The organism is Neptuniibacter sp. 1_MG-2023, assembly GCF_030547185.1.
Classification (GTDB): domain Bacteria; phylum Pseudomonadota; class Gammaproteobacteria; order Pseudomonadales; family Balneatricaceae; genus Neptuniibacter.
On sequence record NZ_JAUOQR010000003.1, the window covers coordinates 164993 to 191526 of the forward strand.

28 protein-coding genes are annotated in these 26534 nt (G+C 43.7%); 24 read left to right on the forward strand and 4 right to left on the reverse strand.

Annotated features, from left to right (window positions below; genetic code table 11):
- Positions 1 to 62 precede the first annotated feature (62 nt).
- From dnaJ to Q4492_RS05430, 20 genes are all read left to right on the forward strand, one after another.
- On the forward strand, positions 63 to 1196 hold the full coding sequence (gene dnaJ / locus Q4492_RS05335; protein ID WP_303416229.1) for a molecular chaperone DnaJ: 1134 nt from the start codon (positions 63 to 65) through the stop codon (positions 1194 to 1196).
- Positions 1197 to 1272: 76 nt separating this feature from the next.
- Positions 1273 to 2076: a serine O-acetyltransferase gene (gene cysE, locus Q4492_RS05340; protein ID WP_303416230.1), complete on the forward strand. Its 804-nt coding sequence runs from the start codon at positions 1273 to 1275 to the stop codon at positions 2074 to 2076.
- 11 nt (positions 2077 to 2087) lie between these two features.
- Positions 2088 to 2894 carry a 4-hydroxy-tetrahydrodipicolinate reductase gene (gene dapB, locus Q4492_RS05345; protein ID WP_303416231.1) on the forward strand — a complete coding sequence of 269 codons (807 nt, stop codon included), beginning with the start codon at positions 2088 to 2090 and terminating at the stop codon, positions 2892 to 2894.
- A 211-nt stretch (positions 2895 to 3105) separates the two neighbouring features.
- The gene (locus Q4492_RS05350) at positions 3106 to 3360 is read left to right on the forward strand and encodes a hypothetical protein (protein WP_303416232.1); all 255 of its coding nucleotides are present in this window, start codon (positions 3106 to 3108) and stop codon (positions 3358 to 3360) included.
- Positions 3361 to 3366: 6 nt separating this feature from the next.
- Positions 3367 to 3678 (forward strand): YqfO family protein, encoded by a 312-nt coding sequence (locus tag Q4492_RS05355; protein ID WP_303416233.1) that lies wholly within the window; start codon positions 3367 to 3369, stop codon positions 3676 to 3678.
- Between the two features lie 34 nt (positions 3679 to 3712).
- Positions 3713 to 5086, forward strand: coding sequence for a V-type ATP synthase subunit B (locus tag Q4492_RS05360; RefSeq protein ID WP_303416234.1), 1374 nt, complete (start codon positions 3713 to 3715; stop codon positions 5084 to 5086).
- A gap of 18 nt (positions 5087 to 5104) precedes the next feature.
- On the forward strand, positions 5105 to 5707 hold the full coding sequence (locus Q4492_RS05365) for a V-type ATP synthase subunit D (RefSeq protein ID WP_303416235.1): 603 nt from the start codon (positions 5105 to 5107) through the stop codon (positions 5705 to 5707).
- Positions 5704 to 7500, forward strand: a complete 1797-nt coding sequence (locus tag Q4492_RS05370; RefSeq protein WP_303416236.1) for a V-type ATP synthase subunit I — start codon at positions 5704 to 5706, stop codon at positions 7498 to 7500. The genes Q4492_RS05365 and Q4492_RS05370 overlap by 4 nt, the downstream gene beginning before the upstream one ends.
- Positions 7488 to 7934, forward strand: a complete 447-nt coding sequence (locus Q4492_RS05375) for an ATP synthase subunit C (RefSeq protein ID WP_067862529.1) — start codon at positions 7488 to 7490, stop codon at positions 7932 to 7934. Before Q4492_RS05370 ends, Q4492_RS05375 begins: the two co-directional genes overlap by 13 nt.
- 9 nt (positions 7935 to 7943) lie before the next feature.
- Positions 7944 to 8627: an ATPase gene (locus tag Q4492_RS05380; protein WP_303416237.1), complete on the forward strand. Its 684-nt coding sequence runs from the start codon at positions 7944 to 7946 to the stop codon at positions 8625 to 8627.
- Complete coding sequence (locus Q4492_RS05385) at positions 8627 to 9316, forward strand: DUF2764 family protein (protein ID WP_303416238.1); 690 nt, start codon at positions 8627 to 8629, stop codon at positions 9314 to 9316. Before Q4492_RS05380 ends, Q4492_RS05385 begins: the two co-directional genes overlap by 1 nt.
- On the forward strand, positions 9316 to 11127 hold the full coding sequence (locus tag Q4492_RS05390; protein ID WP_303416239.1) for a V-type ATP synthase subunit A: 1812 nt from the start codon (positions 9316 to 9318) through the stop codon (positions 11125 to 11127). Before Q4492_RS05385 ends, Q4492_RS05390 begins: the two co-directional genes overlap by 1 nt.
- A gap of 188 nt (positions 11128 to 11315) precedes the next feature.
- Positions 11316 to 14168, forward strand: a complete 2853-nt coding sequence (locus tag Q4492_RS05395; protein ID WP_303416240.1) for a cache domain-containing protein — start codon at positions 11316 to 11318, stop codon at positions 14166 to 14168.
- A gap of 144 nt (positions 14169 to 14312) precedes the next feature.
- A complete protein-coding gene (locus tag Q4492_RS05400) occupies positions 14313 to 15107 on the forward strand; it encodes a hypothetical protein (RefSeq protein WP_303416241.1) in 795 nt (264 codons plus the stop codon).
- Positions 15104 to 16162 (forward strand): 4Fe-4S binding protein, encoded by a 1059-nt coding sequence (locus Q4492_RS05405; protein ID WP_303416242.1) that lies wholly within the window; start codon positions 15104 to 15106, stop codon positions 16160 to 16162. Before Q4492_RS05400 ends, Q4492_RS05405 begins: the two co-directional genes overlap by 4 nt.
- Positions 16159 to 16878 carry a sulfite exporter TauE/SafE family protein gene (locus Q4492_RS05410; RefSeq protein WP_303416243.1) on the forward strand — a complete coding sequence of 240 codons (720 nt, stop codon included), beginning with the start codon at positions 16159 to 16161 and terminating at the stop codon, positions 16876 to 16878. The genes Q4492_RS05405 and Q4492_RS05410 overlap by 4 nt, the downstream gene beginning before the upstream one ends.
- Complete coding sequence (locus tag Q4492_RS05415; protein WP_303416244.1) at positions 16875 to 17483, forward strand: MotA/TolQ/ExbB proton channel family protein; 609 nt, start codon at positions 16875 to 16877, stop codon at positions 17481 to 17483. Before Q4492_RS05410 ends, Q4492_RS05415 begins: the two co-directional genes overlap by 4 nt.
- On the forward strand, positions 17458 to 17874 hold the full coding sequence (locus tag Q4492_RS05420; RefSeq protein ID WP_303416245.1) for a biopolymer transporter ExbD: 417 nt from the start codon (positions 17458 to 17460) through the stop codon (positions 17872 to 17874). The genes Q4492_RS05415 and Q4492_RS05420 overlap by 26 nt, the downstream gene beginning before the upstream one ends.
- Positions 17874 to 18608: an energy transducer TonB gene (locus tag Q4492_RS05425; RefSeq protein ID WP_303416246.1), complete on the forward strand. Its 735-nt coding sequence runs from the start codon at positions 17874 to 17876 to the stop codon at positions 18606 to 18608. Before Q4492_RS05420 ends, Q4492_RS05425 begins: the two co-directional genes overlap by 1 nt.
- A gap of 466 nt (positions 18609 to 19074) precedes the next feature.
- Positions 19075 to 19335, forward strand: a complete 261-nt coding sequence (locus Q4492_RS05430) for a hypothetical protein (RefSeq protein ID WP_067863284.1) — start codon at positions 19075 to 19077, stop codon at positions 19333 to 19335.
- Between the two features lie 183 nt (positions 19336 to 19518).
- On the opposite strand, the gene Q4492_RS05435 is transcribed toward Q4492_RS05430, so the two are convergent.
- Both Q4492_RS05435 and Q4492_RS05440 read right to left on the reverse strand, forming a co-directional pair.
- Positions 19519 to 21681 (reverse strand): TonB-dependent receptor, encoded by a 2163-nt coding sequence (locus tag Q4492_RS05435; RefSeq protein WP_303416247.1) that lies wholly within the window; start codon positions 21679 to 21681, stop codon positions 19519 to 19521.
- Positions 21682 to 21826: 145 nt separating this feature from the next.
- A complete protein-coding gene (locus tag Q4492_RS05440; RefSeq protein ID WP_303416248.1) occupies positions 21827 to 22366 on the reverse strand; it encodes an NUDIX hydrolase in 540 nt (179 codons plus the stop codon).
- Between the two features lie 146 nt (positions 22367 to 22512).
- On the opposite strand from Q4492_RS05440, the gene Q4492_RS05445 reads away from it, so the two are divergent.
- From Q4492_RS05445 to Q4492_RS05460, 4 genes are read left to right on the forward strand one after another with little or no spacing between them, the layout of a single operon-like run.
- Positions 22513 to 23118, forward strand: a complete 606-nt coding sequence (locus Q4492_RS05445; RefSeq protein ID WP_303416249.1) for a CoA pyrophosphatase — start codon at positions 22513 to 22515, stop codon at positions 23116 to 23118.
- Between the two features lie 11 nt (positions 23119 to 23129).
- Positions 23130 to 23654 carry a gamma carbonic anhydrase family protein gene (locus tag Q4492_RS05450; RefSeq protein WP_303416250.1) on the forward strand — a complete coding sequence of 175 codons (525 nt, stop codon included), beginning with the start codon at positions 23130 to 23132 and terminating at the stop codon, positions 23652 to 23654.
- Between the two features lie 3 nt (positions 23655 to 23657).
- A complete protein-coding gene (locus Q4492_RS05455; protein ID WP_303416251.1) occupies positions 23658 to 23849 on the forward strand; it encodes a DUF1289 domain-containing protein in 192 nt (63 codons plus the stop codon).
- Positions 23850 to 23867: 18 nt separating this feature from the next.
- Positions 23868 to 24179, forward strand: coding sequence for an MTH1187 family thiamine-binding protein (locus Q4492_RS05460; RefSeq protein WP_303416252.1), 312 nt, complete (start codon positions 23868 to 23870; stop codon positions 24177 to 24179).
- 45 nt (positions 24180 to 24224) lie between these two features.
- Here Q4492_RS05460 and Q4492_RS05465 read toward each other — a convergent pair whose 3' ends face one another.
- Both Q4492_RS05465 and ccsA read right to left on the reverse strand, forming a co-directional pair.
- Positions 24225 to 25496, reverse strand: a complete 1272-nt coding sequence (locus Q4492_RS05465) for an HlyC/CorC family transporter (RefSeq protein WP_303416253.1) — start codon at positions 25494 to 25496, stop codon at positions 24225 to 24227.
- A gap of 124 nt (positions 25497 to 25620) precedes the next feature.
- A complete protein-coding gene (gene ccsA, locus Q4492_RS05470) occupies positions 25621 to 26406 on the reverse strand; it encodes an inner membrane protein YpjD (protein ID WP_303416254.1) in 786 nt (261 codons plus the stop codon).
- Positions 26407 to 26534 lie beyond the last annotated feature (128 nt).

Consider the following 26534-nt stretch of genomic DNA (forward strand, 5'->3'; position numbering starts at 1 on the left):
CACCGCGGGCTTTATGCCCGCGTTGTCATATCCGGCATTAAGCCCTGACAAGTGTTGTGACCATGTCGAAACGAGATTATTACGAAGTATTAGGTGTTTCCCGAGATTCATCTGATCGGGATATCAAAAAAGCTTTTCGCCGCATGGCGATGAAGTATCATCCGGACCGTAATCCGGATGATAAAGAGTCTGAAGATAAGTTCAAAGAGGTGAACGAAGCCTACGAAGTACTTTCGGATGCCCAGAAAAAAGCAGCTTATGATCAATATGGTCATGCAGGTGTAGATCCCAACATGCGTGGTGGTCAAGGTGGCGGTTTCGAGGGTAACTTCTCAGATATCTTTGGGGATGTCTTTGGGGATATCTTTGGCGGCGGTGGTGGCCGTGGCGGTCGTAGCTCCGTGCAGCGTGGCGCTGATCTGCGTTACAACATGGAGATGACGCTAGAAGAGGCGGTTCGTGGTGTTGAAAAAAGCATCCAGATTCCTACGCTTGTAGCCTGTGAAACTTGTGATGGTACCGGTGCTAAGCCTGGGACCTCTGCTAAAGTCTGTGGTACCTGCGGTGGTCAAGGCCAAGTGCGTATGCAGCAAGGCTTCTTCTCTGTACAGCAAACCTGTCCTACCTGTCACGGTGAAGGTAAAGTTATCTCTGATCCCTGTACTGATTGTCATGGACATGGACGCAAAGAGAAAACTAAAACCTTGTCCGTTAAAATTCCTGCTGGTGTTGATACGGGTGATCGTATTAGGCTGGCTGGTGAAGGTGAAGCGGGTACTCATGGCGGTCCAGCGGGTGATCTTTATGTGCAAGTGCATGTTAAAGAGCATCCAATCTTTGAACGTGACGGCAAACATCTCTACTGTGAAGTGCCAATCAGTTTTGTAGATGCTGCTTTAGGGGGTGAACTTGAAGTTCCAACCCTTGATGGTCGCGTGAAACTGAAAGTTCCTACCGAAACACAAACAGGTAAAATGTTCCGTTTACGTGGAAAAGGTATTGCCCCTGTTCGTGGTGGTTCTGTTGGCGATCTGCTGGTTAAAGTGGTTGTGGAAACACCCGTTAAACTAAGTAGCCGTCAAAAAGAGTTGTTACGTGAGTTCCAAGATGAAATGGAACAAGGTACGCGTAAGCACAGTCCTAAAAAGCATGGCTTCTTTGATTCCGTGAAGAAATTCTTTGAAGACATGACCTAAAAAGTTGTCCTAAATATCTACGTTGGCAGAATCACCTTCTGCCAACGAAGATGTTTACAAGATCATCGGAGATGGCATGAGCCTGAATCCAGAATGCCGAGATTGGCTTTGGCAAGAAATTACCGCAGAAGCTGAACAGGAAGTGATTGATGAGCCTGTTTTAGCGGGTTACTACCACGCCAATATATTGGGCCATCAAAGCTTATGCTCTGCACTTGCCTACCTATTAAGCCGAAAACTCTATGACGATGCCGTGCCTGCGGTAACTTTCCGTTTAGTTATAGAAGAGGTCTTTCGTGATGCGCCGGAAATTATCGCGGCTGTTTGTGCTGATATAGCGGCGGTACGTACACGTGACCCTGCTATCGATAAATATTCTACTGTTCTGCTTTACCTTAAAGGTTTTCATGCTATCGAAGCCTACCGTGTCGCCCATTATATGTGGAATCATGGACGTAAAAGCATGGCGATGTATATTCAAAGTCGTGTCAGTAGCGTGCTTCAGGTGGATATTCACCCTGGTGCGATCATCGGCCAAGGGGTTATGTTTGATCATGCAACCGGTATAGTTGTGGGTGAAACCAGTGTGATCGAAAATGACGTATCTATTCTGCAGTCGGTTACTTTAGGCGGAACGGGTAAGGCGACAGGCGATAGACATCCGAAGATTCGAGAAGGTGTTATGATCGCGGCGGGTGCAAAAATCTTCGGCAATATTGAAATTGGTGCTGGGGCTAAAGTTGGTGGAGGAAGTGTAGTGCTGGATGATGTTGCGGCACATACAACAGTTGTGGGTGTACCTGCCCGTGCTGTAGGTCATCCATCTTGTGATAAGCCTGCATTGGATATGGATCAAAATATTCTGCATGACAAAGACTAATGGAAAAACGCATGATTAAAGTGGCAGTGACTGGTGCAGCGGGTCGAATGGGTAAAGCTAATATTGAAGCTATCCAAATGACTGAAAATGTAGAATTAGGGGCCGCTATTGTTGAGCCTACAAGTACCTTGATTGGTGCTGACGCAGGTGAAATGGCCGGCGTTGGTAAGTTAGGTGTTGCTATTAAAGGATCTTTGGCTGAGGCTGTGGATGATTTTGATGTGCTTATCGATTTTACCGCTCCAGAAGTAACATTACAGAATGTGGCTTTTTGTGCTGAAAATGGTAAACAGATTGTTATCGGAACAACCGGCCTAAACGATGAGCAAAAAGCGGTATTACAGGAGCGTTCGAGTGACGCTGCTATCGTTTTTGCGCCCAATATGAGTGTAGGTGTTAATTTATGCTTCAAGTTGTTGGAAGTTGCCGCTCAAGCATTAGGTAATGATGATTACGATATTGAAGTGATTGAAGCTCACCATCGTCATAAAGTTGATTCACCTTCAGGTACTGCGTTACGCATGGGTGAAGTCGTTGCTGATACTTTAGGTCGAGATCTAAAAGAGTGTGCAGTCTATGGCCGTGAAGGGATTACTGGCGCGCGACCACGTGGCGAGATAGGCTTTGAAACAATTCGCGCAGGCGATGTGGTGGGCGATCATACCGTAATGTTTGCTACTGAAGGTGAGCGTATAGAGATCACTCATAAAGCCAGTAACCGTCTAACCTTTGCGAAAGGTGCGGTACGCGCATGTAAATGGCTAGAAGGTAAAAAATCTGGCTTGTTTGATATGCAGGATATTTTAGGCCTGAAATAACCCAGGTTGATGATTGATAACGAAAACCGCTTTTTAAAGCGGTTTTTTTATGCCTGCTTGTTCAGGTTTTGTGAAATAGCTGGCGCTGCCTAAAGGTGTGCAAGATTTGCCTAACTGAATCCTTCGATAATCCTCCCTTTCTATGAGCTTAGGGGCCGTAGGTGCTTAAGTCGCTATTACTGCTTGATTGTGATCTGTAATGGGGTTTTATATGAATCTTGCTAAGATTTTAGTAAGCAGATTAACACTCTTCTGCGAGGGTAAAATAAATGTGGAAATTAGCCAAATAACTTGGACGATCAATGCCGCAGATCAATTTGTTTGTTATCCATATAAAGCAGACTGGAGCCATGACTCTATCTCTGATCGGTTAGGTGATAGATTGCCTGAATTAGGCTTTGAACTTGAGTGGTTGTTGCTTACTTTATGGGTGGCAGATCCTTATAGGTGTGATATAAACAGGTAAAAGTACGTGTATAAATTGAGTTTTTTTGTACCTGAAGATCATTTAGAAAGTGTTAAATCGGCCATTTTTACTACAGGTGCGGGCCGTATTGGTAATTACGATCAATGTTGCTGGCAAGTGCTTGGTCGTGGGCAGTTTAGAGCCTTAGAAGGTAGCACCCCTTTTATAGGTAAGTACAACGAGTTAGAAACCGTTTCAGAATGGAAAGTTGAATTGGTTTGTGATGATGAGTTTATTAAGCAAGCAGTCATGGCTTTAAAGCAGGCGCATCCATATGAAGAGCCAGCCTATGAAGTTTGGAAATTAGAAACGTTTTAACTCATATTCGCACAATTATGATAGGGAGAAAGTTGTGACGCAGCTGCTGGTTAGGTATTCACGAATTCTTGAGATAGTGGGCGATATAGTCAAAGTTCATGTGCCACTGTCTGAGGAAGGTATTTCACCTATATGTTTTGGTGATCTGGCGTTAATCGAAAATGATGAGAATCGTGGTCAGCATGCCAGCTTGGCGCAAGTAATTTTACTCGACAAAGATGCCGTCTCCCTTCAGGTGTTTAGTGGTACTAAAGGTCTCTCTACTCATTCTGTTATTCGCTTTTTAGGGCGATCAATGGAAGTTACATTCTCTCCTAATATTCTGGGTCGCGCCTTTTCTGGCACAGGGAGAACTATTGATACGGGCCCCGCATTAACAGAAGAACCTAAAATTGAAATCGATGGGCCGACAGTGAACCCCGCACGTCGAGTCTTAGCCTCTCATATGATTCGCACTGATGTGCCGATGATTGATGTTTTTAATTGCCTAGTTGAAAGCCAAAAGATCCCTATATTTTCAGTAGCGGGAGAACCCTACAATCAGCTATTGGCTCAGATTGGTACGCATGCTGATGCTGATGTGGTTGTGTTTGGTGGGATAGGGTTAATCTTTGATGATTACTACTTTTTCCGTCAAGCCTTTGAAGAGGCGGGTGTTCATGCACGTACAGTTATGTTTGTACATCAAGGTTCAGATCCAACTGTTGAAGCGTTGCTTGTACCCGATATGGCTTTGGCTGTAGCGGAACGATTTGCTGTAGAAGAGGGTAAACGTGTTCTTGTTTTACTAACTGATATGACAGCTTATGCGGATGCGTTGAAAGAGGTAGGCATCTCTATGGAACATGTGCCTTCTAACCGAGGCTATATAGGTGATCTATACTCTCAGTTAGCCCGCCGTTATGAAAAGGCTTGTGATTATAAAGGCGCAGGTTCAGTGACCATTCTCTCAGTGACAACTATGCCCGGCGATGATGTTACACATCCTGTACCGGATAATACGGGTTATATTACCGAGGGGCAGTTTTACCTACACAATGGTGTGATTGATCCTTTTGGCTCTTTATCTCGCTTGAAACAGCATGTAATCGGTAAAGTTACGCGCGAAGACCATAGCCAAATTATGAACACTATGGTGCGCTTTTATGCAGAAGCGCAAGATGCCGTTCAGAAACAGGCTATGTCATTTGAACTGAGTGAATATGATGAGCGCCTTCTGAAATTTGGTGAACTCTTCCGTCAACGATTTATGGGTATAGACGTTACTTTGCCTTTAGAAGATGCGTTGGATCTGAGCTGGGAAACCTTAGCTGAATGCTTTCATGATCATGAGTTGTTAATGAAACAAGTGCTGATTGATAAGTATTTCCCGAAAAAAGCCGATGTTCAAAGTAGTGAAACTCTTTAACAGTAAGGTAGATAAATAGTGGCAAAGTTAGCGCTTAATAAAACCACGCTCAATAAAGAGGGGCGGCGCTTAAAGGCTTTTAAGCAGTTTGTACCTGCGTTGGATCTTAAGCGTAAACAGCTATTGTCGGCCCGCCAAGAAGCGGTTGCTGCCTTGGCAAATAATCAACAACAGTTGGCGTTATTGCAGCAGCAAGTGGTTGAACAGTTACCTATGTCTGCGGATTCAAAAATTGATTTAAACTCACTGATACAGGTTAAACAGCTGTCTATTAATTATGTGAATCTAGTCGGATTAGAGTTACCAAAACTGGCAGTGTTTGAAGTTGAAATAGCAAAATATTCTGTATTGTTGCTACCCCATTGGGTCGATGATTTCTTAAATTTGCAGACCAAAGCCTTACGAACTGAGATCGAAGTTAAGATCTATCAACAACGGTTAGAGTTGCTAGAGCTAGGTTTACAAAAAACCACACAGCGGTTAAATCTGTTTGATAAGGTTCTGATTCCTGAAGCACAAAAAAATATACGCAAAATTAGAATAGCGCTTTCAGATGCCGAGCGTGCTGGTGTTGTGAGAGCAAAGATTGCCAAAAATAAACGCAGGAGGATGCAGTTGTGAGTATCCTAGCGTTAAAAAAAGCTACCTTAGTTGGGCTCACTGAAGATAAGGCGCAGGTTTTAGATCAGCTCCAATCTTTAGGTGTAATGCATATTATACCTTTACAGGAATTATCCTCTTCGGCCCCCTCTCGGCATACTGAAACAAACTTATTGAAGGTGAGCCCAGAGCAGCTATCTGAAAGTTTACATTATCTTTTAAATTGTAAACAAAAGCGGAAACAGGTTGTTAGTGAACGTCATTTTGACCTGCTATCTGTAGTTCAAGGTGTCGAGAAAAACCGCCGCTTACGTCTCGATCTTGTAGAACGATATGACTTCTTACAAAAAAGAATTAAAGATTTAACGCCTTGGGGAAGCTTTGAGTTACCGGAAGAGAATGAACTTTATGGGCAGCGCTTTTGGTTCTATTTAGTACCCAATTTCCGTATGAAAGAGCTTCAGGATGTTGAGCTCCCTTGGCAGGTGGTTCATCGAGATAACCGCCACAGTTATATCGCCGTTATCTCTGAAAAAGAGCCAGGTATCAATGTATTGCCTGTTGTTCGAACCCACACGGGTGCCGTGCCGCTGGTTCATCTCAAGCGAGAATTAGAGGATATTGAGATTGAACTTGAAACCGTTGAAGCTGAGCGTGAAGGTTATACGCGGTGGATATATTTGTTGCAGCGCTCCATTGCTGGGACTGATGATGCTGCACAGTTAGCGGAAGTCTCTAATCAAACATTAGATAGAGATGAAATTTTCGCAGTTCAAGGCTGGCTTGCTGATGAGCATTTAGCGCAACTCCAGTTATTAGCGCAAGAACAGTGTTTAGCGCTTCAAGTTGAGTCACCTAAAGAGGATGAGCTTCCTCCTACCTTGCTTGATAACCCTAGGGTGATAGCGGGTGGTGAAGAGGTGGTCAACTTCTTCCAGATGCCTGGCTACCGTAGCTGGGATCCTTCTCGTGTTGTTTTCTTCTCATTCGTTTCATTTTTTGCATTGATAATGTCGGATGCAGGTTACTCCTTACTGCTGGCCGCGATTTTGCTTTTCTATTGGCAACGTATGGGCACGACTGAAAGTGGTATGCGCCTGCGCGCTATGGGCTGTGCTTTAGCTATTGCTGGATTTATATGGGGTGTGGTTGTTGGCAGTTATTTTGGTGCTCAAGCCCCATTTGAATGGCTCCAAGGGCTTAAAATGTTAGATCTTAACGACTTTGATAGCATGATGTTGCTCTCGATTACCGTCGGTGCTATCCATCTGATATTAGGCAATTTGATGATGGCTTGGGTACGTAGGAAGTCGCTACAAGCTTGGGCCGCAATAGGCTGGGCAATCAGTATAGCAGTGGCCTTAGCCGGTTGGATTCAAGGCTTTACTGTTCTGCACTGGTTGTTTTTTGCCGCAGGATTAATGCTTGTTCTATGTTTCTCTTCTGCACGTAGTGGCTGGAGTGGGATGAGGCTTGTTGATGGTTTGTTAGCTTTAACAGGTATCACCAAGCTATTTGGCGATGTTTTAAGTTATTTGCGCTTATTTGCATTAGGTTTAGCTAGTGCTTCTCTTGCTATGACTTTTAATAAATTGGCTGTTGATGTTGCGGCTGCTTTGCCTGCAATTGGTCTTCTTTTTAAAGTGCTCATCCTTTTGGTAGGGCATCTTTTGAACTTTTTACTGACTGTAATCAGTGGAGTTATCCACGGTTTACGCCTTAATTTGATTGAATTTTATAACTGGAGTTTGGCTGATGAGGGTTATGCCTTTCAGCCGTTCGCTAAACAGGAGGTTTCACCTTGGATAACCTAATCATTGCTTTGGGTTGGGCTGGTTTGTATGGGCCTATGGCGTTAGGGGCTATTGGTAGCATGATTGGTTGTGCTCTTGCTGGGCAGGCCGCATGTGGTGCTTTATTAGAGACAGAAACAGGCCATGGCCGGTATATAGGTATTGCTGCAATGCCTTCATCACAGTCAATTTATGGGATTGTGGTGATGTTTGCTTTGAACCGTGAGATTACTGTTGATAATGCGCCCGGTTTAGCGGCAATAGGTTTGCTTTGTGGCTTAGCATTATTGTTCAGTGCTGCTTGGCAGGGGCGTTGCTGTGCTTCTGCAATTAATGTTGCAAAAATTCGTCCTGAAATCTTTGGTATGTCGTTAGCGCCTGCTGCAATTGTAGAAGGGTTTGCTGTTTTTGCGTTTATTTTTGCATTAGTTATCAGTGCCGGTGTGCCAGCCTAGGTGGTCAATATGAATAACGAGCATAAAACGCAAGCCTCTTCGGGTGTAGAGGAGCTGATTGAAAAGCTACGTCAGCAAGGGGTACAAAAAGGTCAACATGAAGCCGAACGTTTAGTTGAAGAGGCTGAACATCGTGCGGACTGGCTGCTTGCACAAGCGAAGCAGGAAGCTGATCTTATTTTAAGTAAAGCCAAGAAAGAGGCCGCACAGCTTAAGCAAGCCGGTGAAGATGCATTACGTATTGCTGTGCGAGATATGCATCTTGAGGTGAGAGAAACTTTATCACACTCTTTTACTGATCAAGTTGAGCGGTTAGTCGATACTCAAATGGATAACCCTGCCTTTATGCGTAGCCTAATTTTAGAGCTGGTGGCTAAGGTTAGTACTGATCAAGGTATTACACAGGCGAAAACGATTGATGTTTTACTGCCTGAAGACTTTATCGGTTTAGATGAGCTACGTAGAAATCCTAAAGAGTATCGCGAAGGTAAACTTAGTCAGTTTGTCCAGTCCTTAGCGGCTGAGCAGATGCGGGCAGGGGTTAATTTTGAACTGCATGAAGGTAAGGGCATAAGGGTCTGCTTGAGTGGTCAAGAAGTAGAGATTGATTTAAGTAGTGAGGCGGTTGCTAAGCTTCTATTGAAACATCTACAGCCTCGATTTAGGGCGATCATTGAGGGAGTGATTCGATAGTGTCGGATTACTATACGCTGATGACGGCGCTACCATGGCTGCCGGAACTGGAGCAGTGTACTCAGCTGCCTATTTCGCGGATTGCTTTAGATCGTCGGTTGACCATGTTGTCAGACGAAGACAGTGCGCAGTTGGCTAAAATTGAAGCGCTATTTCATCCGATTATTGATCATTACCTTAGGTTGACGGATAAAGATCTGATTGCTCAGTGGAAGGCCGATATGAGCAAGGTCGAGTCCCCGGTTATGTTGGAGTTGATTAACTATCAGATGGAGCTAAAAACTTTGCTGGCTGCTTTGAGATGTCGGGCCGCAGGTTTAGATGACCCTTCACAGTTTCATGGTGTCGGACGTTGGGTTCAATTGATCAAGAAGCATTGGTTTGAGCCGGGTTTTGGGTTGGATCGTGTATGCCCTCAGCTATTGCAGTTGCAGCGTTTAATGAGTAAAGAAAAGCCAATGCTGTTAGAGCAATATTATAATCAGCAACTATGGATGAGTTTACGTCAGACAGAGCATAGCCATCACTTTAGCTTTGAGGCGCTCGCCTGCTTTGTTTTGCGCTGGGCAATTGCCGAACGCTGTTTACGATATGACGGTGATAAAGCCGTAGGCGCGTTTAATAATTCGCGAAGTGTGTTGTTAGAACTTTCTGGTTTGAATCAGCAGTTATTACAGGGGAATAATTAGTGAATCAGCATATTACAGCGCAGGTTGTGGCGGTAAGGGACGACATTGTTACAATTAAATTGCTTAGAGGTGACGATGGTGATTATTTCCCTATTTTAAAGAATGAAATGGTTCATATTTGCCCTACACGACTTGGTAAGGGAGGGCGGCAAGAAGCGTTGCAGGCTGAGGTTCTCCGTGTACGTCATGGTGAGGCGGATGTGCAAGTTTTTGAGAATACCCGCGGGGTTGCTGTAGGTGATGATGTCACGCAAAGTGGGCATATGCTGTCAGTTACTTTAGGGCCCGGGCTGCTTGGACAAGTTTATGATGGTTTGCAAAATCCTCTTGAGAAGATAGCCTCGAAGCATGGTTTCTTCCTACCGCGAGGTTTGGAAGTTGATGGGATAGATCGACAACAGCATTGGGCTTTTCAGCCTTGCGTGAAGATTGGCGATAAAGTGGAAGCGGGTGATGTTATTGGTCATGTGCAAGAGGGGCGCTTCAAACACCACATCATGGCGCCTTTTGATCTACAAGATTGTGCTGAAGTGAGCTGGATCCAAGAGGGAACATTTACAGTCGATACGCCTGTTGCCCGTCTTCGCGTAACTGATGATGCAGAGGAGATGGAAGTCTCCATGCAGCAAAAATGGCCTGTTCGTGTACCGGTAAGCCAGCCATTGTTAAGAAGTGGTAAAAGTGTACGCCAATATCCTGATAAGCCGCTGTTAACATCAATACGATTAATCGATACTTTTTTCCCTATCGCCCGTGGCGGTACAGCATGTATTCCTGGCCCATTTGGTGCGGGTAAAACCGTACTACAAAGCCTTATTTCTCGTTTTTCTGATGTAGATATAGTGGTTATTGTTGCCTGTGGTGAGCGTGCGGGTGAGGTTGTTGAGACGATTACCGAGTTTCCAAATATGTCCGATCCTAAAGGTGGCTCACTTATGGATCGTACCGTTATTATTTGTAATACATCGTCAATGCCCGTAGCTGCACGAGAAGCATCAATTTATACAGGTATAACCATCAGCGAATACTATCGTCAGATGGGATATAACGTGCTTGTGATCGCCGACTCCACCTCTCGCTGGGCACAAGCTATGCGTGAAACCTCTGGTCGTTTAGAGGAGATTCCAGGTGAAGAGGCGTTCCCTGCGTATCTGGATTCTGCTATACGCGCACTTTATGAAAGAGCAGGTGTTATTCAGAATAATGCAGGTGATTTAGGAAGTCTGACTTTGATCGGTACGGTCTCTCCTGCGGGCGGTAACTTTGAGGAACCGGTTACTCAATCGACCTTAAGAACAGTTAAAGCATTTCTTGGCTTAAGTGCTGAACGTGCTTATAAACGTGCATATCCTGCGGTTGATCCTTTAATTTCGTGGTCTCGTTATTTAGATCAGATCTCTGTTTGGTATAAAGAGAATTTAGGTGAGGGCTGGGTTGATCAAGTCAAAGAGATGCAGCTTTTATTGAGGGAAGGAGAATCTGTTCAACAGATGATGCAAGTGACAGGGGAGGAAGGGGTAACGCTAGATGACTATGTTTTGTACCACAAGTCGATCTGCTTAGATCAAGTTTACCTTCAACAAGATGCATTTGATGATGTAGATATATCCGTGCCTTTGTTGAGACAAAAGGATACTTTTCAATTGCTACGTGCTTGTTTGTTCGCACCAGTAGTGTTTAAGGATAAAACGGAGGTCAGGGATCATTTTGTGAAACTGACAAGCTTGTTTAAGAACTTAAACTATAGCCGCTCTGGAAGCCCAGATTTTCGTCGGTATTATGAGGAGATTGAACGCTTTACAAAGCCCTAGTGGTTTTTGTTGATCTGAGTCAATAAATAAACCGACCATTCATCCTTAGTTTGAATAGCTTCTGGTAGAATCGGCCATTCGGGCCTGCATAAAGCAGATCTAAAACGCGTAGATGATGTGCGTTTCATAGGGTTGTGATCGTAGATACGAAACTAACTGCCTATATCGGATCGGTGTCTCAATAATTTATGCCTCAAAGTCAAATACATGCTTTTCCCCGATTCCTATTGCTTGGAACTGTAGCTATAGCTGTAGCTCTATTGGTGATTGTCGCCTCTCATTTCCTGATTAAAAATCACGAAGATAATAGGCAGCGTTTAGCTGCCCTTGAAGAGGAATTTCTACAAAAAGGCCAAGACCGTTTAGTGCTAGAGATTGACAGTGCGCAAGACTATATACGTTATGTGACGGCTCAAACTGAAAATGTGCTCAAAGAGCAAGCACGGGCTGAAGTATTAAAAGCCCATACCATAGCAACCACCATTTATGCGCGCGAGCATGACCGCCGACCTGAAGCTGAAGTTAAAACGTTAATTACCGAAGCCCTACGTGGTATTCGCTTTTTTAATGGCCGTGGTTATATCTTTATTGATGATAGCGCTGGCACCTGTATCCTATTACCGACCTCGCCTTCGGTTGAAGGCACCTCCCTCTACGACAGCCAAGATGATACGGGCCATTACATTATGCGGGGGTTGCTGTCTGCGGTTGATAATACACAAGGCGAAGGTTACTCCCGTTACCGTTGGTATCCTCCTCAAAACGAAGACCAGATGCTTGAAAAGCTGACGTTCGTGAAAAAATTTGAACCTTATGGTTGGGTGATAGGGGCGGGTGATTATCTTGCCCATATTGAAGGCGACCTAAAAAAACAGGCGATAGAGCGTTTGCAGGCGGTCCATTTCGGTAAATATGGTTATATTTTTGTCATGAGTCAGCAGGGCGAAATACTGTCGACGTCAGGGGTAAGTTATCAGGTTAGTGAACCTCTGAATAAAGAAGCCCAGTTATTAGAAAAACGGATTATCGCTAAGATCCGTAATAAGGCAAAGCAGGGCGGTGGCTTTATTCATTACGACTGGTTTCTGCCAAATGGTGAGGGGCCTTACCATAAAATATCCTTAGTAAAAAACATTGAAGCATTGGACCTGATCCTTATTGCAGGCTTTTACCCGAAGGAGGTTGAAGAGTTACTCCAGGAGCAGAAAGTATTGCTGGCTGAAACTCAGAAAGAGGACCGAGATCAACTGTATTTATTTCTTATATCGGTTGCCGTGATTGCGCTGACTCTGTCTTTTATCCTGTCTCAGTGGATGAAAAGAAAGTTCACGCAGTATCATCGTGATCTTGAGCAAAAGCAGAAAGAGCTTTACAACAATGCGGATCAATTAGAGTTAGCGTCACGGGTTTTTCATAATGCCAGTGAGGGCATTATGGTGACTAACGCCGACAATAGAATTATTGCAGTAAACGATGCATTCGCTGCGATCACAGGGTATAGCTCTGCTGATGTTATGAATAAAAATCCCAACTTTTTGCGCTCAGGACGGCATGATAAAGACTTTTATAGCAATATGTGGACTCAGATTAAAGAGTATGGGCATTGGAGTGGAGAGATTTGGAATCGTAGGAAAAATGGAGAAGTTTTCCCGCAATGGTTGGCAATTAGCACCTTTGTCGATGAGATGGATAATGTCCGCAACTATATAGCTTCGATCGCTGATTTGACGGAAAGAAAAGCTGTAGAGAAAAAGTTAGCGTACCTCTCTGATTATGACCCTTTGACAAACTTACCTAATCGGCGACTTGTTGGCCACAGAGTGGATCAAACGATCAGTGTTAGTAAGCAAAAAGGTGAGCAACACTTTGCGCTGCTTTATATAGATTTAGACCATTTTAAGAATATTAACGATAGTTTAGGGCATGGTTTTGGGGATGAAATCCTACAAAAAATAGCTAAACGTCTGAAGTCTTTACTCAGAGAAGGAGACACCGTAAGTCGTTTAAGTGGGGATGAGTTTGTGATCCTTATGTCAGAGTTAGACCACTTAGAGTCAGCGGTTAGTCTATCGGAACGTATTTTACATGAAGTCTCTAGGCCATTAGAAAATGATAGTCATTTAACGGTCACGCCAAGCATAGGTATTTCTGTTTACCCTAATGATGGATTAAGTTTTGATGAGCTATTAAGAAATGCTGATGCTGCTGTGCATTTTGCTAAAGCTCAAGGGCGCAATAACTATCAATTCTTTACCGCTGAGATGAATCATCAAGCATCTCAACGTTTGCATATTGAAACAGAGCTTCGTAAAGCGATAAAGAACAAAGAGTTTGAATTGTTTTACCAGCCTCAGTTGTGTTTGCAAGATAACCAGTTGGTTGGGTGTGAGGCTCTCATTCGTTGGCAGCACCCAATACAAGGATTGGTTTCACCGGATGCTTTTATTCCTCTATCAGAAGAGACTGGATTGATAATTCAGGTTGGCCGTTGGGTGCTAGAGCAAGCCTGTCTTCAAGCAGCCAAATGGTCAGAACAATATAATGCCAAGATCACGATGTCCGTAAATGTATCTGTACGGCAGTTTAGACCGGAACTGGTTGATGAGGTCCGTAGTGCTTTAAGTGAGTCGGGTCTCGCTGCAAATGCTCTTGTTATAGAAATTACAGAGAGCACATTGATGCAAAATGAAGAAGCGACTTTAGTGTTGCTTCAAGAGCTAAAGAATCTGGGTGTTCAACTGTCGTTAGATGATTTTGGTACGGGCTATTCAAGTATGGCCTACTTAAAACGTTTTAATCTGGATCAGCTCAAAATCGATCGCGCATTTATTAGTGATCTACCCCATGATAAAGATGATGCAGCTATCACATCGGCGATTATTGATGTGGCACATCATTTTGGTTTAGTTACCGTAGCAGAAGGTATTGAAACGATCGAACAGGTGAAGTTTCTGGCTGATGTCGGTTGTGTTGAGGGGCAAGGTTTCCTTTATGAAAAGCCGATTCCAGTTAAGGAGTTTGAACAGAAACACTTCTCTTAAAAAAATATTTAGGGGCTATATCTTATATAGCAGAGCCGTCATTTTCAGACTGTGACTAATTGTCACATGTGGCATTGGGTCACATTTATAATTACTCCTCTTTAGTTAAAATCGCCGCAATTCAACTCTTGTGGCTATTTTTCTATGAGTAAATATCTACCCTCTTTACTTCTCTTTGTAACTACCTCGTCAGTCGCTAATATCTATTGGCAACCGGTAGAGCAAACTCACTCTTCAGGTCATGGCCGTCAAGCTAAGCAGTTTCAGCTGATGGGTGAGCAGCCTGAGTTTAGTTCTGTTATCGAATTTATTCATTCGGATTTAGTGTCCGCTCCCTTAGATAAAAAGAACAGTATCGTTACACTGAAACCGACTGGGAAAGATAGTTATCACGCGCTAGTGGCTCGTCAAAAGAGTGATGATTTTCAGAGCCTAGCGGTTCGATATATTTATAACAACGGCCGTCCAGTTAGTACATCTCCCTCCGATCTTCTCGCTGTTGAATTGGGTGGTTTGCAAATAATCCCCTCTCCCTTGCCAAGAGAGCATTGGCGCTATGAAAGCTTAAAGACGTATAACTTTAATGTGGTTTTGGATGGCACTCCTTTGGCTGATCACCCTTTGCTCGCTACTACCACCTTAGGCAGTAATAAGGTGGTACATACCGATGATGAAGGCCGTGTGCAGCTGTTTATACCGGAAGATTTTCCAGAAATAGTGCCGCTTAAACGTGCCACCCCCGCTGCTGAACTGCAATTGTTTAGTGCGGTGGAGAAAGATGGCGTTACTTATGAGGCAAGTTTAACTACCGCTTACCACGCTAGCGAAACAAGTTGGAAAAGTGTCAGTTTAGGTGCAGGTGTTGCCTTTGCTGGCATTGTTTTTGGTTTTGTTATTAATCGCCGTTTACCTGAGCATAGCAGGAGAAAAGTGAAGTGAATACGTTGAAAAACCTAACGGTGCTGCGGCGTTTTGTGCAGTTATTTATGTTTATTTTCTTGGTTTATGGATCGACGGTTGTTGGTTTCTATGCGGCGGATAAGCTTTCCGGTGCTTTGCCATCATTAAGTTGCGCGTATGATTCTATGAACGCTGATTACTGTGCTCTTATTCCATTACAGCATCAGTTTCATCATCGTTTAGGGCCTGCAGTTGATAGCGGTGATTATTTGAAATTGTTGCTACCGGTGGGTACAACGATCGTTACTTTTTTAATGATGTTTGTACTTCTTAATAAGGCCTTTTGTGGTTGGGTCTGCCCTTTGGGTTTTTTCCAAGAGGTGATGGGGCTTATTGGTCAAAAGCTGGGATTGCGCCAAGTGAAAAGTTTGTCCCACGGTGCTGTGGATAAAGTAAGGCCTATTAAGTGGCTTATGCTCGGTGGATTAGTGTTTGGCCTACCAGCATTGACCAGTTTAGGTTTTCTGAGTGATGAGTGGGGTGATCCCTTCTGCCAAATATGTCCTAGCCGTATTCTGACTACACTGTTTACAGGCAGTGATGAGCAGTTGTTTGTTGATACTTCGACTCCTAGCTATATGGTGCTGTCTATCTTAGGTGATTTTATTTTTGGTTTGGTTATCGCTATGTCCATGACCTTACGTCAGCCGTTTTGCCGTATCTGTCCTTTGTTGGCGATGCATGCCGTGTTTCGCAAGATAGGTTTTGTTCGTTTAGTTAAGAAGGGGTCTTCGCGCTGTGATAAGTGCGGCCTTTGCGCTGAAGCTTGCCCTATGGATATAAAAGAGCTCCAGACAGATCACAATGCAACAGATAAAGCTAAAGATATCACCTTGCCTGACTGTACCTTATGCGGTCGTTGTGTCGAATTTTGTCCAGATAAAGATGTTCTGCAAATCCGTTACCTTAATATCCCGGTGTTTAGCGCTACTCCTCAGTATTTTAAGCGACGTAAAAAAGCCCAAACTCAATGGGAGAAAGTTAAGCTCATTGGTTTTGATCACTCTTTGGCTAAGCCGGTGAAAGTGAAATGATGAGCGCAGACCTATTGCAGTTAGGGTTTGTTGCTGCGACTTTCTCCGCTTTTTTAATCGGCCTTAGCTTTGGTACAGGGCCATGTAATCTAAGCTGCTTACCTTATTTAGGCCCTGTTTTACTTGGGCCTGGCGCTCAGCGACCTTTTGTCGAGGTGGTACTGCCTTTCATGTCCGGTCGTCTTTTGGGTTATCTATGCATGGGAACAAGTGCTGCATTGCTTGGCGGTATTATAAAGAGCTACCTTGCACATCCCTTAGTGTCTATTTTTGCTGCAGTCGTTAGCTTGTGGTTAGCACTAAAAATGTGGCGACAGGCAGGTGAAAAAAAATGTTCAAGTGCCGGTGTTCATCAACCTACTGCGCCTAAAAGTGACAATCTTATCGCTTCTGATGCACAGCCGCTTGATGCACGTAACGCATGGCAGTTGAGTATGCTTGGTTTCTCGTTGGCGTTAAATCCTTGTATCCCTCTACTTGGCTTGCTTGCTGCTGCTGCGCAAAGTGCAGATCCTGTTTGGGGAGGTGCTATTTCTCTTAGCTTTGGTTTAGGCGCCATCGTGATTCCTAGTTTATTAGTCCGTTACGGGGTGGCGTTATTGGGTAAGGAGTTGAGAAATCAATTGGTTCAGTGGCAAGCAGGATTAACACGCACCGGCGCATTAATGTTGGTTCTAGTAGCGGTTAATACGGCATGGCGAGGTATTCCAGGATGATGTGGATAGATAAAGGCGGACCTATAGTATGGATTTTGGTTGCCTATTCCGTTATTGGGTTTTCTATTTTGGCAGGGCGTTACTTACAACTCCTATTTACGCGACGGGTAAAGCTGGAACAGCCTATCTCACAGTGGAAGGAGAGCGCTGAAAAAAGAGTTGTTGTTAAATTACAGCAGAAACAAAAACGGCATGCTCATGGGCCTGAGCTTCGAGCGGCCGCTACCCATCTGATTTATAAAGAGATCAAGGTGTTTGAAACGGGCCTTAAAACTGTGTCTGTTCTAGCGAACACCGCACCTTTGTTGGGTTTGCTAGGTACTATTGCTGGCATGATAAAAGCGTTTCAAGTCATTGAAAATGCAGGTGGTAAGGTGGATGCGACCGCACTAGCAGGTGGTATATGGGAGGCGATGCTTACAACGGGTGTTGGGTTGGCTGTCGCCATTCCGCTATTAATCTTTCTGCACTTTCTTGAGTCCGCTCTGGCACGCTATCACTGGCGATTGCAAAAAGCGGCTGCGCTAGTATTAGATCATCATGATCTGGAGTCGTCGAGCGTTCCTGAGGTGGCTACGGATGAGGGGGCTGTTAGTGCGATATAAGTCTCCTGTTCAACAGCATGGGATCCTAAATTTAACCCCATTAATAGATATAGTTTTTCTTTTACTGGTGTTTTTTATGCTGACCGCGCACTTTGTTGATGAAAAGCAGATTGCGTTACAACTACCTAGCGCGGAAAGTGCGATGGATACCCATGTTGAGGACATTGTTACCGTGAGTATTGATGCGGCGGGAATCTATTTTATTGATGGAGAAGCCTTACATGCTCATATGTTGCGCGAGCGTTTGAAGGTGGAACAGGGTAAAAACCCTGAGATAATCTTGCAGTTAAAGGCCGATCAAGAGGTGAGTTATAGCAAGCTTGTTCATGTATTAGATAGTGCACGCTTGGTGGGAATATCTAGCATAGATATAGTTACAGAGTCTCTTTAATGTCTGTCCCGATTAAACCTTATCACCGCCTTCTTTTTGTCGTAGGCGTTCTTTTTTCACTTGGTATTCATGGGGTTGTTGGCTATAAACTGCAGGATACCAAAGTGGAGCAAACGCAGGAGTTAATGCCAAGTTATGCTGCTGTTCGCATCAATGTTTCCAAACCTATACCCGCCCCCGTACCTAACACCTCTGCGTTAGAAAAATCGGTAGTTCCTGTTGCCGAATTGCCACCTAAAATTGAAAAGCCAAAGCCAAAGCCAAAGCCAAAGCCAAAGCCAAAGCCAAAGCCAAAGCCAAAGCCAAAGCCAAAGCCAAAGCCAGCCGAACCGTTAAAGTCTAAGGATAATCAGGCTGCTCAGCCTCAGCCTCAGCCTCAGCCTCAGCCTCAGCCTCAGCTTGAGTCCATAGTGCCAAATGATCTACCTATTATAAGTAAGGCTGAGCAGCGGGATCGTTTGCTTGCTGAGTTGGTTCGGCGCATAGACAAAAATAAACAGTACCCCAGTCGTGCACTTAAGCGAGGGATTCAAGGGCGGGTGAGCTTCCGTTTAACCTTGAATAACGAGGGCTACCTGCAGAGTTTTGAGTGGATTGATGGAAACCGTTTGTTTTATAAAAGCACTTTAGCTTCGATCAAGCGATCTTTACCTATATCTATTCCTTCTGAGTTGTTAAATGGCGCTGCCTCGTTTAATTATGAGTTGGCGTTGCAGTATAAGATTCTCCGATAGCCTTGGCTGCGCTTTGTTTGTATCTTCCTTTTGAGATACTTGCTCCTTTCAGATTTATCCATCTAACAGATAGACGTTTTTATAGTTGAGCAGCTTCAGCTATTTCGGACTGTTTGTGCCTTATTTTAGTGATTACTTCTTTATTTAATCCCTCTTTTTATAAATTTACAGTTTATTTTTGATTTTTCATAAGTTAATTATGATTATTCGTATAATTACTTTTAATCATTATTCTTCTGTTTTTATTGAAATCTTTTCAAGTCAAAACAAACCTATAAAGTCCTTATATTTCAATGCCTTATATTCTTTTGAAGAAGAGAGTATTGCTCTTCTTGTTTTTTCTTTTTTTCTCTTATATTTCAATAGGTTACATGTCGATAATTATCTTAATTTATTTGTGATTTATCAATATAAAATATATAATTATCATTATAAATTAATGCTTATTCAAAAGGAGTAAATGAAAATGCAAGAAAAGGAAGTGAGGCTTTTATTTAAGGCGGGTGTGTTTGATTCATGCCAAGCAATGCCTATCTCTATGGCACGGGGATGGACGCTTAAATTTGTTACTAAACAGGAGGAGGTTTTTACACTTGAGCTTCAACGTTCTAAAAAAGAGCGAGAATTTAAAAGCTTAGATGGGGCGGCAGCCGTCGCTAAGCGAATTGGGTTTGAATGGTTGAAAGTTCAAATCGGTGATTTGGAATGGCAGGAAAAAGTTAAATAGATCGGTGTGTTTTTTGTAATAAAATTAAGGATCGGTGCTATTCAGATCACTCTTATTAAGTGAGGTCGGAATATTGATGCTCGCTTGGCTCTGATTTGAGTTAGACCGAGATTGTTTCTGAAAAGGGCTATAAAAAAAGCCATCTGTTACGATGACTTTTTGGTGGGGGTTTAAAGGTACGATTTAGAATTGATAACGATAACTCAGCATGGCTGATCGAGGCGCTCCAGGTGAAAAGGTTTTTTCACCACTAGTATCTTTTAGTGCTTCCACAGCGTAACGCTTATCAAATAGGTTTTGGATGTTTAGGCTGATATCGTGAGGACCTTTTGTGTAGCCAATATTAACGCTGGTGACAAAATCATAGCCGCCATATTTTTCGCTATTTGCGTTATCTAGATAATATTCGCCCCAGCTGTCGGCTTGTAAGCGTGCTTTTATGCCAGATGGGTGGGTATAGTTTGCATTGATGCTGTAGTAGTGTTTTGGCACAAAGGGTAGCTGATTACCTGAGCGGTCAAAGTTATCAGGAACGCCCATACTATAAACAATTTCAGAAAAGTCGTTATAGGTGTAGTCGCTATAGGCGTAATTGAATCCGAGTGATAACTCCCCAGGGAGTTGTTTCTCTAATACGTTTAATGCACCGCTAAACTCTATGCCCTTTTTATCTGTGCTACCTGCATTTTGGTAGATGCTTTCGCCGTTCGTGCGGACGTTAATAATCTCATCTTCTACTTCGCTGATATAGGCATTTAAGTCAAACTGCCATCTGGAGGCGCGACCTTTTAAGCCCACTTCAAAACTGCGGCTCGTTGAGTTTTTAAGATCTGAATTGCTCTCGAGCTCGCTTGCAAACGGCACTTGCTCACCTTGCGCCAAGTTACCGAACAGGGTGAGATTGTTATTGAGTTTATAACTAACACCAACGCGTGGTGAGAACAGATCAAAGCTATGTTGCATTTCACTGTTGCCGCCACTACCAGGAATTGTTAGATAACCGCCCATGCCATAGTTATATGAGGTATCGCTATTCCATGTTTCTTGTTCGACTTTGATATGATCAAACCTGAAACCTGCATCAATTAGTAATCTGTCGTTGGGGCGTAGGTTTTCCTGCAAGAAGAATCCGTAAACGGTATTTATTTCATTTTGTTCTTCTAGTAATTCACCCTTTCTATCAGATAGAGTGCTGACTAAGGTGGGGCCTGCTGTAACTATATCGGCGTAAGCATATTTTTGTGCGCCTATATTACGGTCTTGGCGATATGTAATACCGCCGACTAAATTGTCTTTACCTAGCAGATTATGAGCATAAGCAAGTTCTAAATCGGTCCCCCAGATATCAACTCCCGGCGTATCATTAATAATGCCCGTGACGGGATGGAAATGACTCCAGTGGTTATAGTAAACGCGTGGTTTCAATGTGATGGCGCCCAAATCTACATTTAGGCGGCTGTTGAAAAAGAAGATTTCAGAGTTCCGGGCAGAGTTTTTAAAGGCGTCGCTGTTATCTGTTTGTTTACCGGTGCGTTTGTACTCTTCAAACTGGCTTTCGTTCATGCTGCCGGGCAGATTGAGCTGCGCTTTTGTATAGCTGAATTCAGTCTCTAATTCGCTGTTGTCTGATGGGAGGAAGCCGCCCTTTATACTGAACTGGTTGGATTCAAAATCATTATGCTCGCGCCAATCATTATCTGCTTTTCGGTGGGATGCAGTAATGGCGAGTGCATTACCCTCCTCGGACATAAATGATTTACGTAGATGAAGGTTGCTCTGTCCGAATTCACCAGTACCCAGTTTTATTTGATCACGCCTATCATCAAAAACCGATTTTGAAATAATATGGATCGCACCACCGGTAGAGCCCGGTGCATAAATATTGCCTGGGCCTTTGCTGACCTCGATCTGTTCAATATCTTGGGTATCGATAAAATCCATACGCGTGAAGCTATCAGGATCGGTGATAGGTACACCATCCCTAAGCACCATGATCTCTCGTATACCGTACTGTGCTTTTAATCCTGCGCCACGGACTATCATGCGTGAGCTATAACCGCCGCTAGTAGATTCAATTAATACACCGGGTGTGCCTTTAAGTGCATTGGCAATGTTGGTCATATTCTCTTGTTCGAGTCGAGCTTGATCAACAATCGCAATGCTTTCAGGTACTTCAGCTGAGCTTCTTTCTGCTCGGGTAGCTGTGACCGTAATCGTATCTGGAATTATTTCGGGCGTTATTTTTGAGGCTGAGTCTTCATCGGCAAAAACCGAGAGAGGAGCAATCATTGCCGAAATGAGAATAGCTGTTTTTTTGGTGGGGAAGGGGGGCTGACATAGTGACATGTGATTTCCGTCCTAAATATATATTGGCGCGGAAAATAAGTGATTTTTAGTACGCTAACAATGTGGCACAGTGTCGCGCGGCATCCTGCCGCATGCGGCTGTTTGTCACGCTAATAGTGTTGCTATAGTCGGGCTTAAAGGGAAGTTAGTCTTTATTACTATCTATAGTTAGTTCTCTTAAAGGGAACTTTCCTTGTTTTTTATCTTCAAAGTAGAAGTTGAGGGCGTTTTTAATAGTGGAAAAGGCAAGGTCATCCCAAGGAATCTCCTTTTCGCTAAACAGTTCAACCTCAAGGGATTCATTGCTCGGTGCATATTCTGGCTTGTCTAAATGGGCGAGATAGATAAGTTGCACCTGATTAACGTGAACAATAGAGGTTAAGGTATAGAGATGGCTGATTTCGACATGAGCATTGGCTTCTTCATAAGTTTCTCGTAATGCTCCTTCCATAGTGGATTCATTGTTTTCCATAAATCCTGCGGGCAGTGTCCAGTAGCCTTTTCTGGGTTCAATTGCGCGTTTGCAGAGTAAGACCTTATCTTGATAAACCGGTAAACAGCCGGTGATAACTTTGGGATTCTGGTAATGAATTGTCTCGCAGTTATCACAAATATGACGCGGTAAATTGTCTTCGTCGGGGATGCCTAAGCGAAGAGGGTTTGCGCAATTGGAACAAAATTTCATCCTACATCCTTAAGCGTGCTGCTAGTGGTTTGCGAGTCTATAGATTATAAATATCGCAAAGAGATAGAGAGTCTATAAAATCTTACTTAATTTGTCGCTGTGCTTAAGGGTATGATTAAAGCCGAGTGAATAATAATGATATTTATATGATAACGACTATACGAAAACGTTTAACTGGATTAACTCCCGCTCGGTTTTCATCAAACCGACCGCAAGCCAGTGTGCTTATTGCATTAACGGATGATGATGATCCAGAAGTTATTCTAACTAAACGAGCCGCCACACTCTCAACCCATAGTGGGGAGATAGCATTTCCTGGCGGTAAATATGATGAGACCGATACAGATCTATTATTTACCGCGTTGCGTGAAGCTCATGAAGAGGTGGGTTTGCAGCCTTCATTGGTTGATGTTATCGGCCCTTTAGGGCAAGTGCTTTCTAAGCACGGTTTGCAGGTTACGCCTTGGGTGGGCGTTGTGCCTAAAACGGTTGAGCTGGTACCGAACTTAGGTGAACTTGATGAGATATTTAGTGTCCCGCTAAGTTTTTTCTTAGCGGATCAGCGTTACTCAACAGATGAGATACGCTTTAAGGGGAAATCACTTTATGTTCCCGCATGGGAGTATCAAGGGCATATTATTTGGGGCTTAACGGCTTATATGTTGGTTGAGCTTTTAAATGAAGGGTGCGGTGCTGATATTCCAATGAAACCGAGACCTGAATATGCAGTTAGACATTTTTTGCGTGAGTAGGAGAAGCTGTAATGTTGTATTCCCTTGAGGGGCAAAGTGTCAGATTAATAGGTAAAGAGCATTTTGTGGCAGAAAATGCGACGGTTATCGGTAATGTTGAGCTGCATGATTGCAGTAGTGTCTGGTTTAATGTGGTGATCCGTGGTGATAACGACCCCATTATCATCGGCTCAGGTTCAAATATTCAGGATGGTGCAGTTTTACATACTGATCCAGGATTTGCCTTACGTATAGGTTCAAATGTGACGGTGGGGCATCAGGCGATGTTGCATGGTTGTGAGGTGGGAGAGGGTTCTTTAATCGGTATTAATGCTGTTGTTTTGAATGGTGCAAAAATAGGCAAAGGCTGTTTGATTGGTGCGAATGCCTTAGTCACTGAGGGTATGCAAATTCCGGATTATTCGTTAGTGGTGGGATCACCTGCTAAAATAAAGCGCCCCTTATCTGTAGAACAGGTGGCTGAATTGACAAAGAATGCTGAGCATTATGTTGATAATATGCGCCGTTACAATCGTGGTTTAGAGCGACAAGAGTAAGTAATGACAGAACAGATAAACAAACCTATCCCAAATCCTTGTGTCGGTGTATGTGCGCTCGATGAAAATGACCTTTGTATTGCCTGTCAGCGTAGTGGTATCGAGATTGCTGAGTGGGGTGTTTACACTAACGAAGAGAAGGTCGATGTTTGGAAAAAGATCAAACAGCGAGAATCGGGCGATTTTTCAGAATAATTTTAGGGTCTGTTGGTTATGAATGTGATGATCGATATTTGTATTGTGCCTTTAGGGGTGGGCGTATCAGTCTCAAAATATGTAGCGGCCTGTCAGCGTGTTCTAAATGATGCCCATTTGAAACATGAAATGCATGCCTATGGTACCAATGTGGAAGGGGATTGGGATGAGGTGATGGCGGCGGTCAAACGTTGTCATGAGGTGGTGCATGAGATGGGCGCGCCACGGATAACAACCTCAATGCGTTTAGGCACTCGAACAGATCGTGAGCAGACGATGGATGATAAAGTTCAAAGCGTAAGGCAGAAGCTGGAGCGAGAAGAGGGTTGATTGAGCGCCAATTTTTAGCGGCGCTCAATCTTTATATTAAAGGGGTTAGTCTTCCTGCTCTTTTTTGAAAGCTATTATTCGAGCCGTCTTGATTACATTATCACTGATTTGCAGCGTTTCTATATGATAGTGCATTAACTGCAAGCAGACGTTAGCCTCAGGAATGGATTCCAAGGTTTCCGTAATCAAGCCGTTCATTGTTTTTGGGCCATCGGTAGGCAAGTTCCAATCCAATGCTTTGTTAACATCGCGAATATAGGCACTGCCTTCAATGTAATAGCTGCCATCTTCTTGCGGAAATATATCTTGGTCAGCCTCTCTAGGGCTAGACGATAACTCTCCGACAATCTCTTCGAGTATATCTTCTAATGTGACGATGCCTTGTATATCGCCATATTCATCAACCACTAGGCCTATACGTCTATTTTGCGATTGAAAGTGGACGAGCTGGGTTTCTAGTGGCGTACTTTCAGGTACAAAGTAGGGTTCCCGTATCACTTGAAGAATGGCTGCTTTTGTTACCTTCCCTTCATGGAATACCTGCGCAAGGTTGCGCATATGGAGAATACCCACCACTTTGTTTAGTTCACCTTGGTAAACAGGTAGGCGTGTATGCTCGGTATTGCTCAAACGGCCAATAATCGTATCAATATCATCATCTAGGTCGATTCCCATAACTTCGTTACGAGGGATCATGATGTCATTCACTGTTACTTCAGACAGCTCTAGTACGCCGAGCAGCATGCTTTGGTTATTTTGTGGAAGTAGAGCACCGGCCTCATTAACTAATGTTCTAAGCTCTTCAGTGCTCAGGTGGTGATTATTGTCACCGGTGACATTGACCCCAAATAAACGTAGGAAAGTGTTTGTAATGCCGTTTATCACCCATACTAGCGGGTAAGATATTTTAAGTAGAGGCGCAAGAAGATAAGACGCAGGGAAAGCGACTCTTTCCGGATAGAGCGCAGCCATTGTTTTTGGTGACACTTCCGCAAAGATAAGAATAATAACTGTTAGGCCAAAGGTGGCGATCATAATGCCGGTGTCGCCCCATAGGCGTACGCAAATAACGGTCGCGATAGCGGAGGCTAAGATATTAACAAAGTTATTACCTATCAGAATAACGCCAATCAGTCGGTCGGGGCGTTCTAGTAATTTGCTGGCTTTACGTGCTCCACGGTGCTTTTTCTTGACGAGATGTTTCAGTCTATATCGGTTAAGCGACATCATCCCGGTTTCTGAACTGGAGAAAAATGCAGAGCATAAAATTAAGAAACAGAGTATTCCAAGGAGAAATCCTATTGATGCGTCTTCCAAGACGGTATGCCTATCTTATGAATGGAGCGTCATTTTCAAATGTGGCCCCTGACCTGTCAAGGGCTATTACCCCTACATTTTGTCTATTTAGACGAATAGAGGTGGTTATCTGATAGAAGAGGGCTTAGATGAGTAATTCAATCACCATTTTGCTGCCAAAAAATCCGAGCGCGAGAGTGATAAAACTTGCAATAGTCCAGCGTACTGCTGTGTTGCTGCGCCAACCAAAGCTAATACGGCCAAATAATAAGGTTGCGTACAAAAACCAAGCACAGATAGAAAATGCAGTTTTGTGAACTAAGTGTTGTGCAAATAGATCTTCAAAAACAATAAAGCCCGTCACCATCGCAGCGGTTAATAAGACCAAACCAGTCCAAACCATCTCAAATAGCAAGCATTCCATTGTTTGTAGTGGTGGGAGGGATGAGACAAGTCCGCGAGTATGATGCTGTTTCAGTGCTGCTATTTGGAAGGAGAGCAATATAGCTTGTAGTGTTGCTACCGTAAAAATACTGTACGCCAAAATCGATAGCAAAATATGGACGATTACGCCGCCACTATAGATTTTTCCATCAGATACCCCAGTAGCCAGTGTGGCCAATGAAGCGATGGCGGCCATAGGAAAAACACCAATAAAAAGATTATCTATATTTTGGCGCAAGCTACTAAGAAGAACGATACTAGCGACGAGCCAAGAGATAAGTGAGCTAACACTAAAGAAGCTTAAGTTAATCCCATCTGGCTGGTGGAGTACGATATAAAGCGCCAAAGTATGGGAACATAAGCCAAGCACGCCTAGTAGTTGGTTGAAATAACGGGGCTGTTGGCGACTGCCGCGCATAACTTGCCACTGTAGGATTCCAGCAGCGCTATAAAGCATTACGGCAACAAGTGTTGATATAGCTAGCATCTAAGTCTCTTCTGTCCAGCGTTCAAGTAGAACAGTGTTATGGCATGAGGCGCTAGTTTGTCACAGATAGGCGCCGGATTAAAGAAGAGCAATAGAGATACAAAGAGTAATTTAAAGGGGCTGCTCAG

Bases quoted from the DNA above. Each gene is read 5' to 3' on its own strand.
- dnaJ (WP_303416229.1), top strand. From the start codon at position 63: ATGTCGAAACGAGATTATTACGAAGTATTAGGTGTTTCCCGAGATTCA.
- cysE (WP_303416230.1), top strand. From the start codon at position 1,273: ATGAGCCTGAATCCAGAATGCCGAGATTGGCTTTGGCAAGAAATTACC.
- dapB (WP_303416231.1), top strand. From the start codon at position 2,088: ATGATTAAAGTGGCAGTGACTGGTGCAGCGGGTCGAATGGGTAAAGCT.
- Q4492_RS05350 (WP_303416232.1), top strand. From the start codon at position 3,106: ATGAATCTTGCTAAGATTTTAGTAAGCAGATTAACACTCTTCTGCGAG.
- Q4492_RS05380 (WP_303416237.1), top strand. From the start codon at position 7,944: ATGAATAACGAGCATAAAACGCAAGCCTCTTCGGGTGTAGAGGAGCTG.
- Q4492_RS05395 (WP_303416240.1), top strand. From the start codon at position 11,316: ATGCCTCAAAGTCAAATACATGCTTTTCCCCGATTCCTATTGCTTGGA.
- Q4492_RS05400 (WP_303416241.1), top strand. From the start codon at position 14,313: ATGAGTAAATATCTACCCTCTTTACTTCTCTTTGTAACTACCTCGTCA.
- Q4492_RS05410 (WP_303416243.1), top strand. From the start codon at position 16,159: ATGATGAGCGCAGACCTATTGCAGTTAGGGTTTGTTGCTGCGACTTTC.
- Q4492_RS05415 (WP_303416244.1), top strand. From the start codon at position 16,875: ATGATGTGGATAGATAAAGGCGGACCTATAGTATGGATTTTGGTTGCC.
- Q4492_RS05420 (WP_303416245.1), top strand. From the start codon at position 17,458: ATGAGGGGGCTGTTAGTGCGATATAAGTCTCCTGTTCAACAGCATGGG.
- Q4492_RS05425 (WP_303416246.1), top strand. From the start codon at position 17,874: ATGTCTGTCCCGATTAAACCTTATCACCGCCTTCTTTTTGTCGTAGGC.
- Q4492_RS05430 (WP_067863284.1), top strand. From the start codon at position 19,075: ATGCAAGAAAAGGAAGTGAGGCTTTTATTTAAGGCGGGTGTGTTTGAT.
- Q4492_RS05435 (WP_303416247.1), bottom strand. From the start codon at position 21,681: ATGTCACTATGTCAGCCCCCCTTCCCCACCAAAAAAACAGCTATTCTC.
- Q4492_RS05440 (WP_303416248.1), bottom strand. From the start codon at position 22,366: ATGAAATTTTGTTCCAATTGCGCAAACCCTCTTCGCTTAGGCATCCCC.
- Q4492_RS05445 (WP_303416249.1), top strand. From the start codon at position 22,513: ATGATAACGACTATACGAAAACGTTTAACTGGATTAACTCCCGCTCGG.
- Q4492_RS05450 (WP_303416250.1), top strand. From the start codon at position 23,130: ATGTTGTATTCCCTTGAGGGGCAAAGTGTCAGATTAATAGGTAAAGAG.
- Q4492_RS05455 (WP_303416251.1), top strand. From the start codon at position 23,658: ATGACAGAACAGATAAACAAACCTATCCCAAATCCTTGTGTCGGTGTA.
- Q4492_RS05460 (WP_303416252.1), top strand. From the start codon at position 23,868: ATGAATGTGATGATCGATATTTGTATTGTGCCTTTAGGGGTGGGCGTA.
- ccsA (WP_303416254.1), bottom strand. From the start codon at position 26,406: ATGCTAGCTATATCAACACTTGTTGCCGTAATGCTTTATAGCGCTGCT.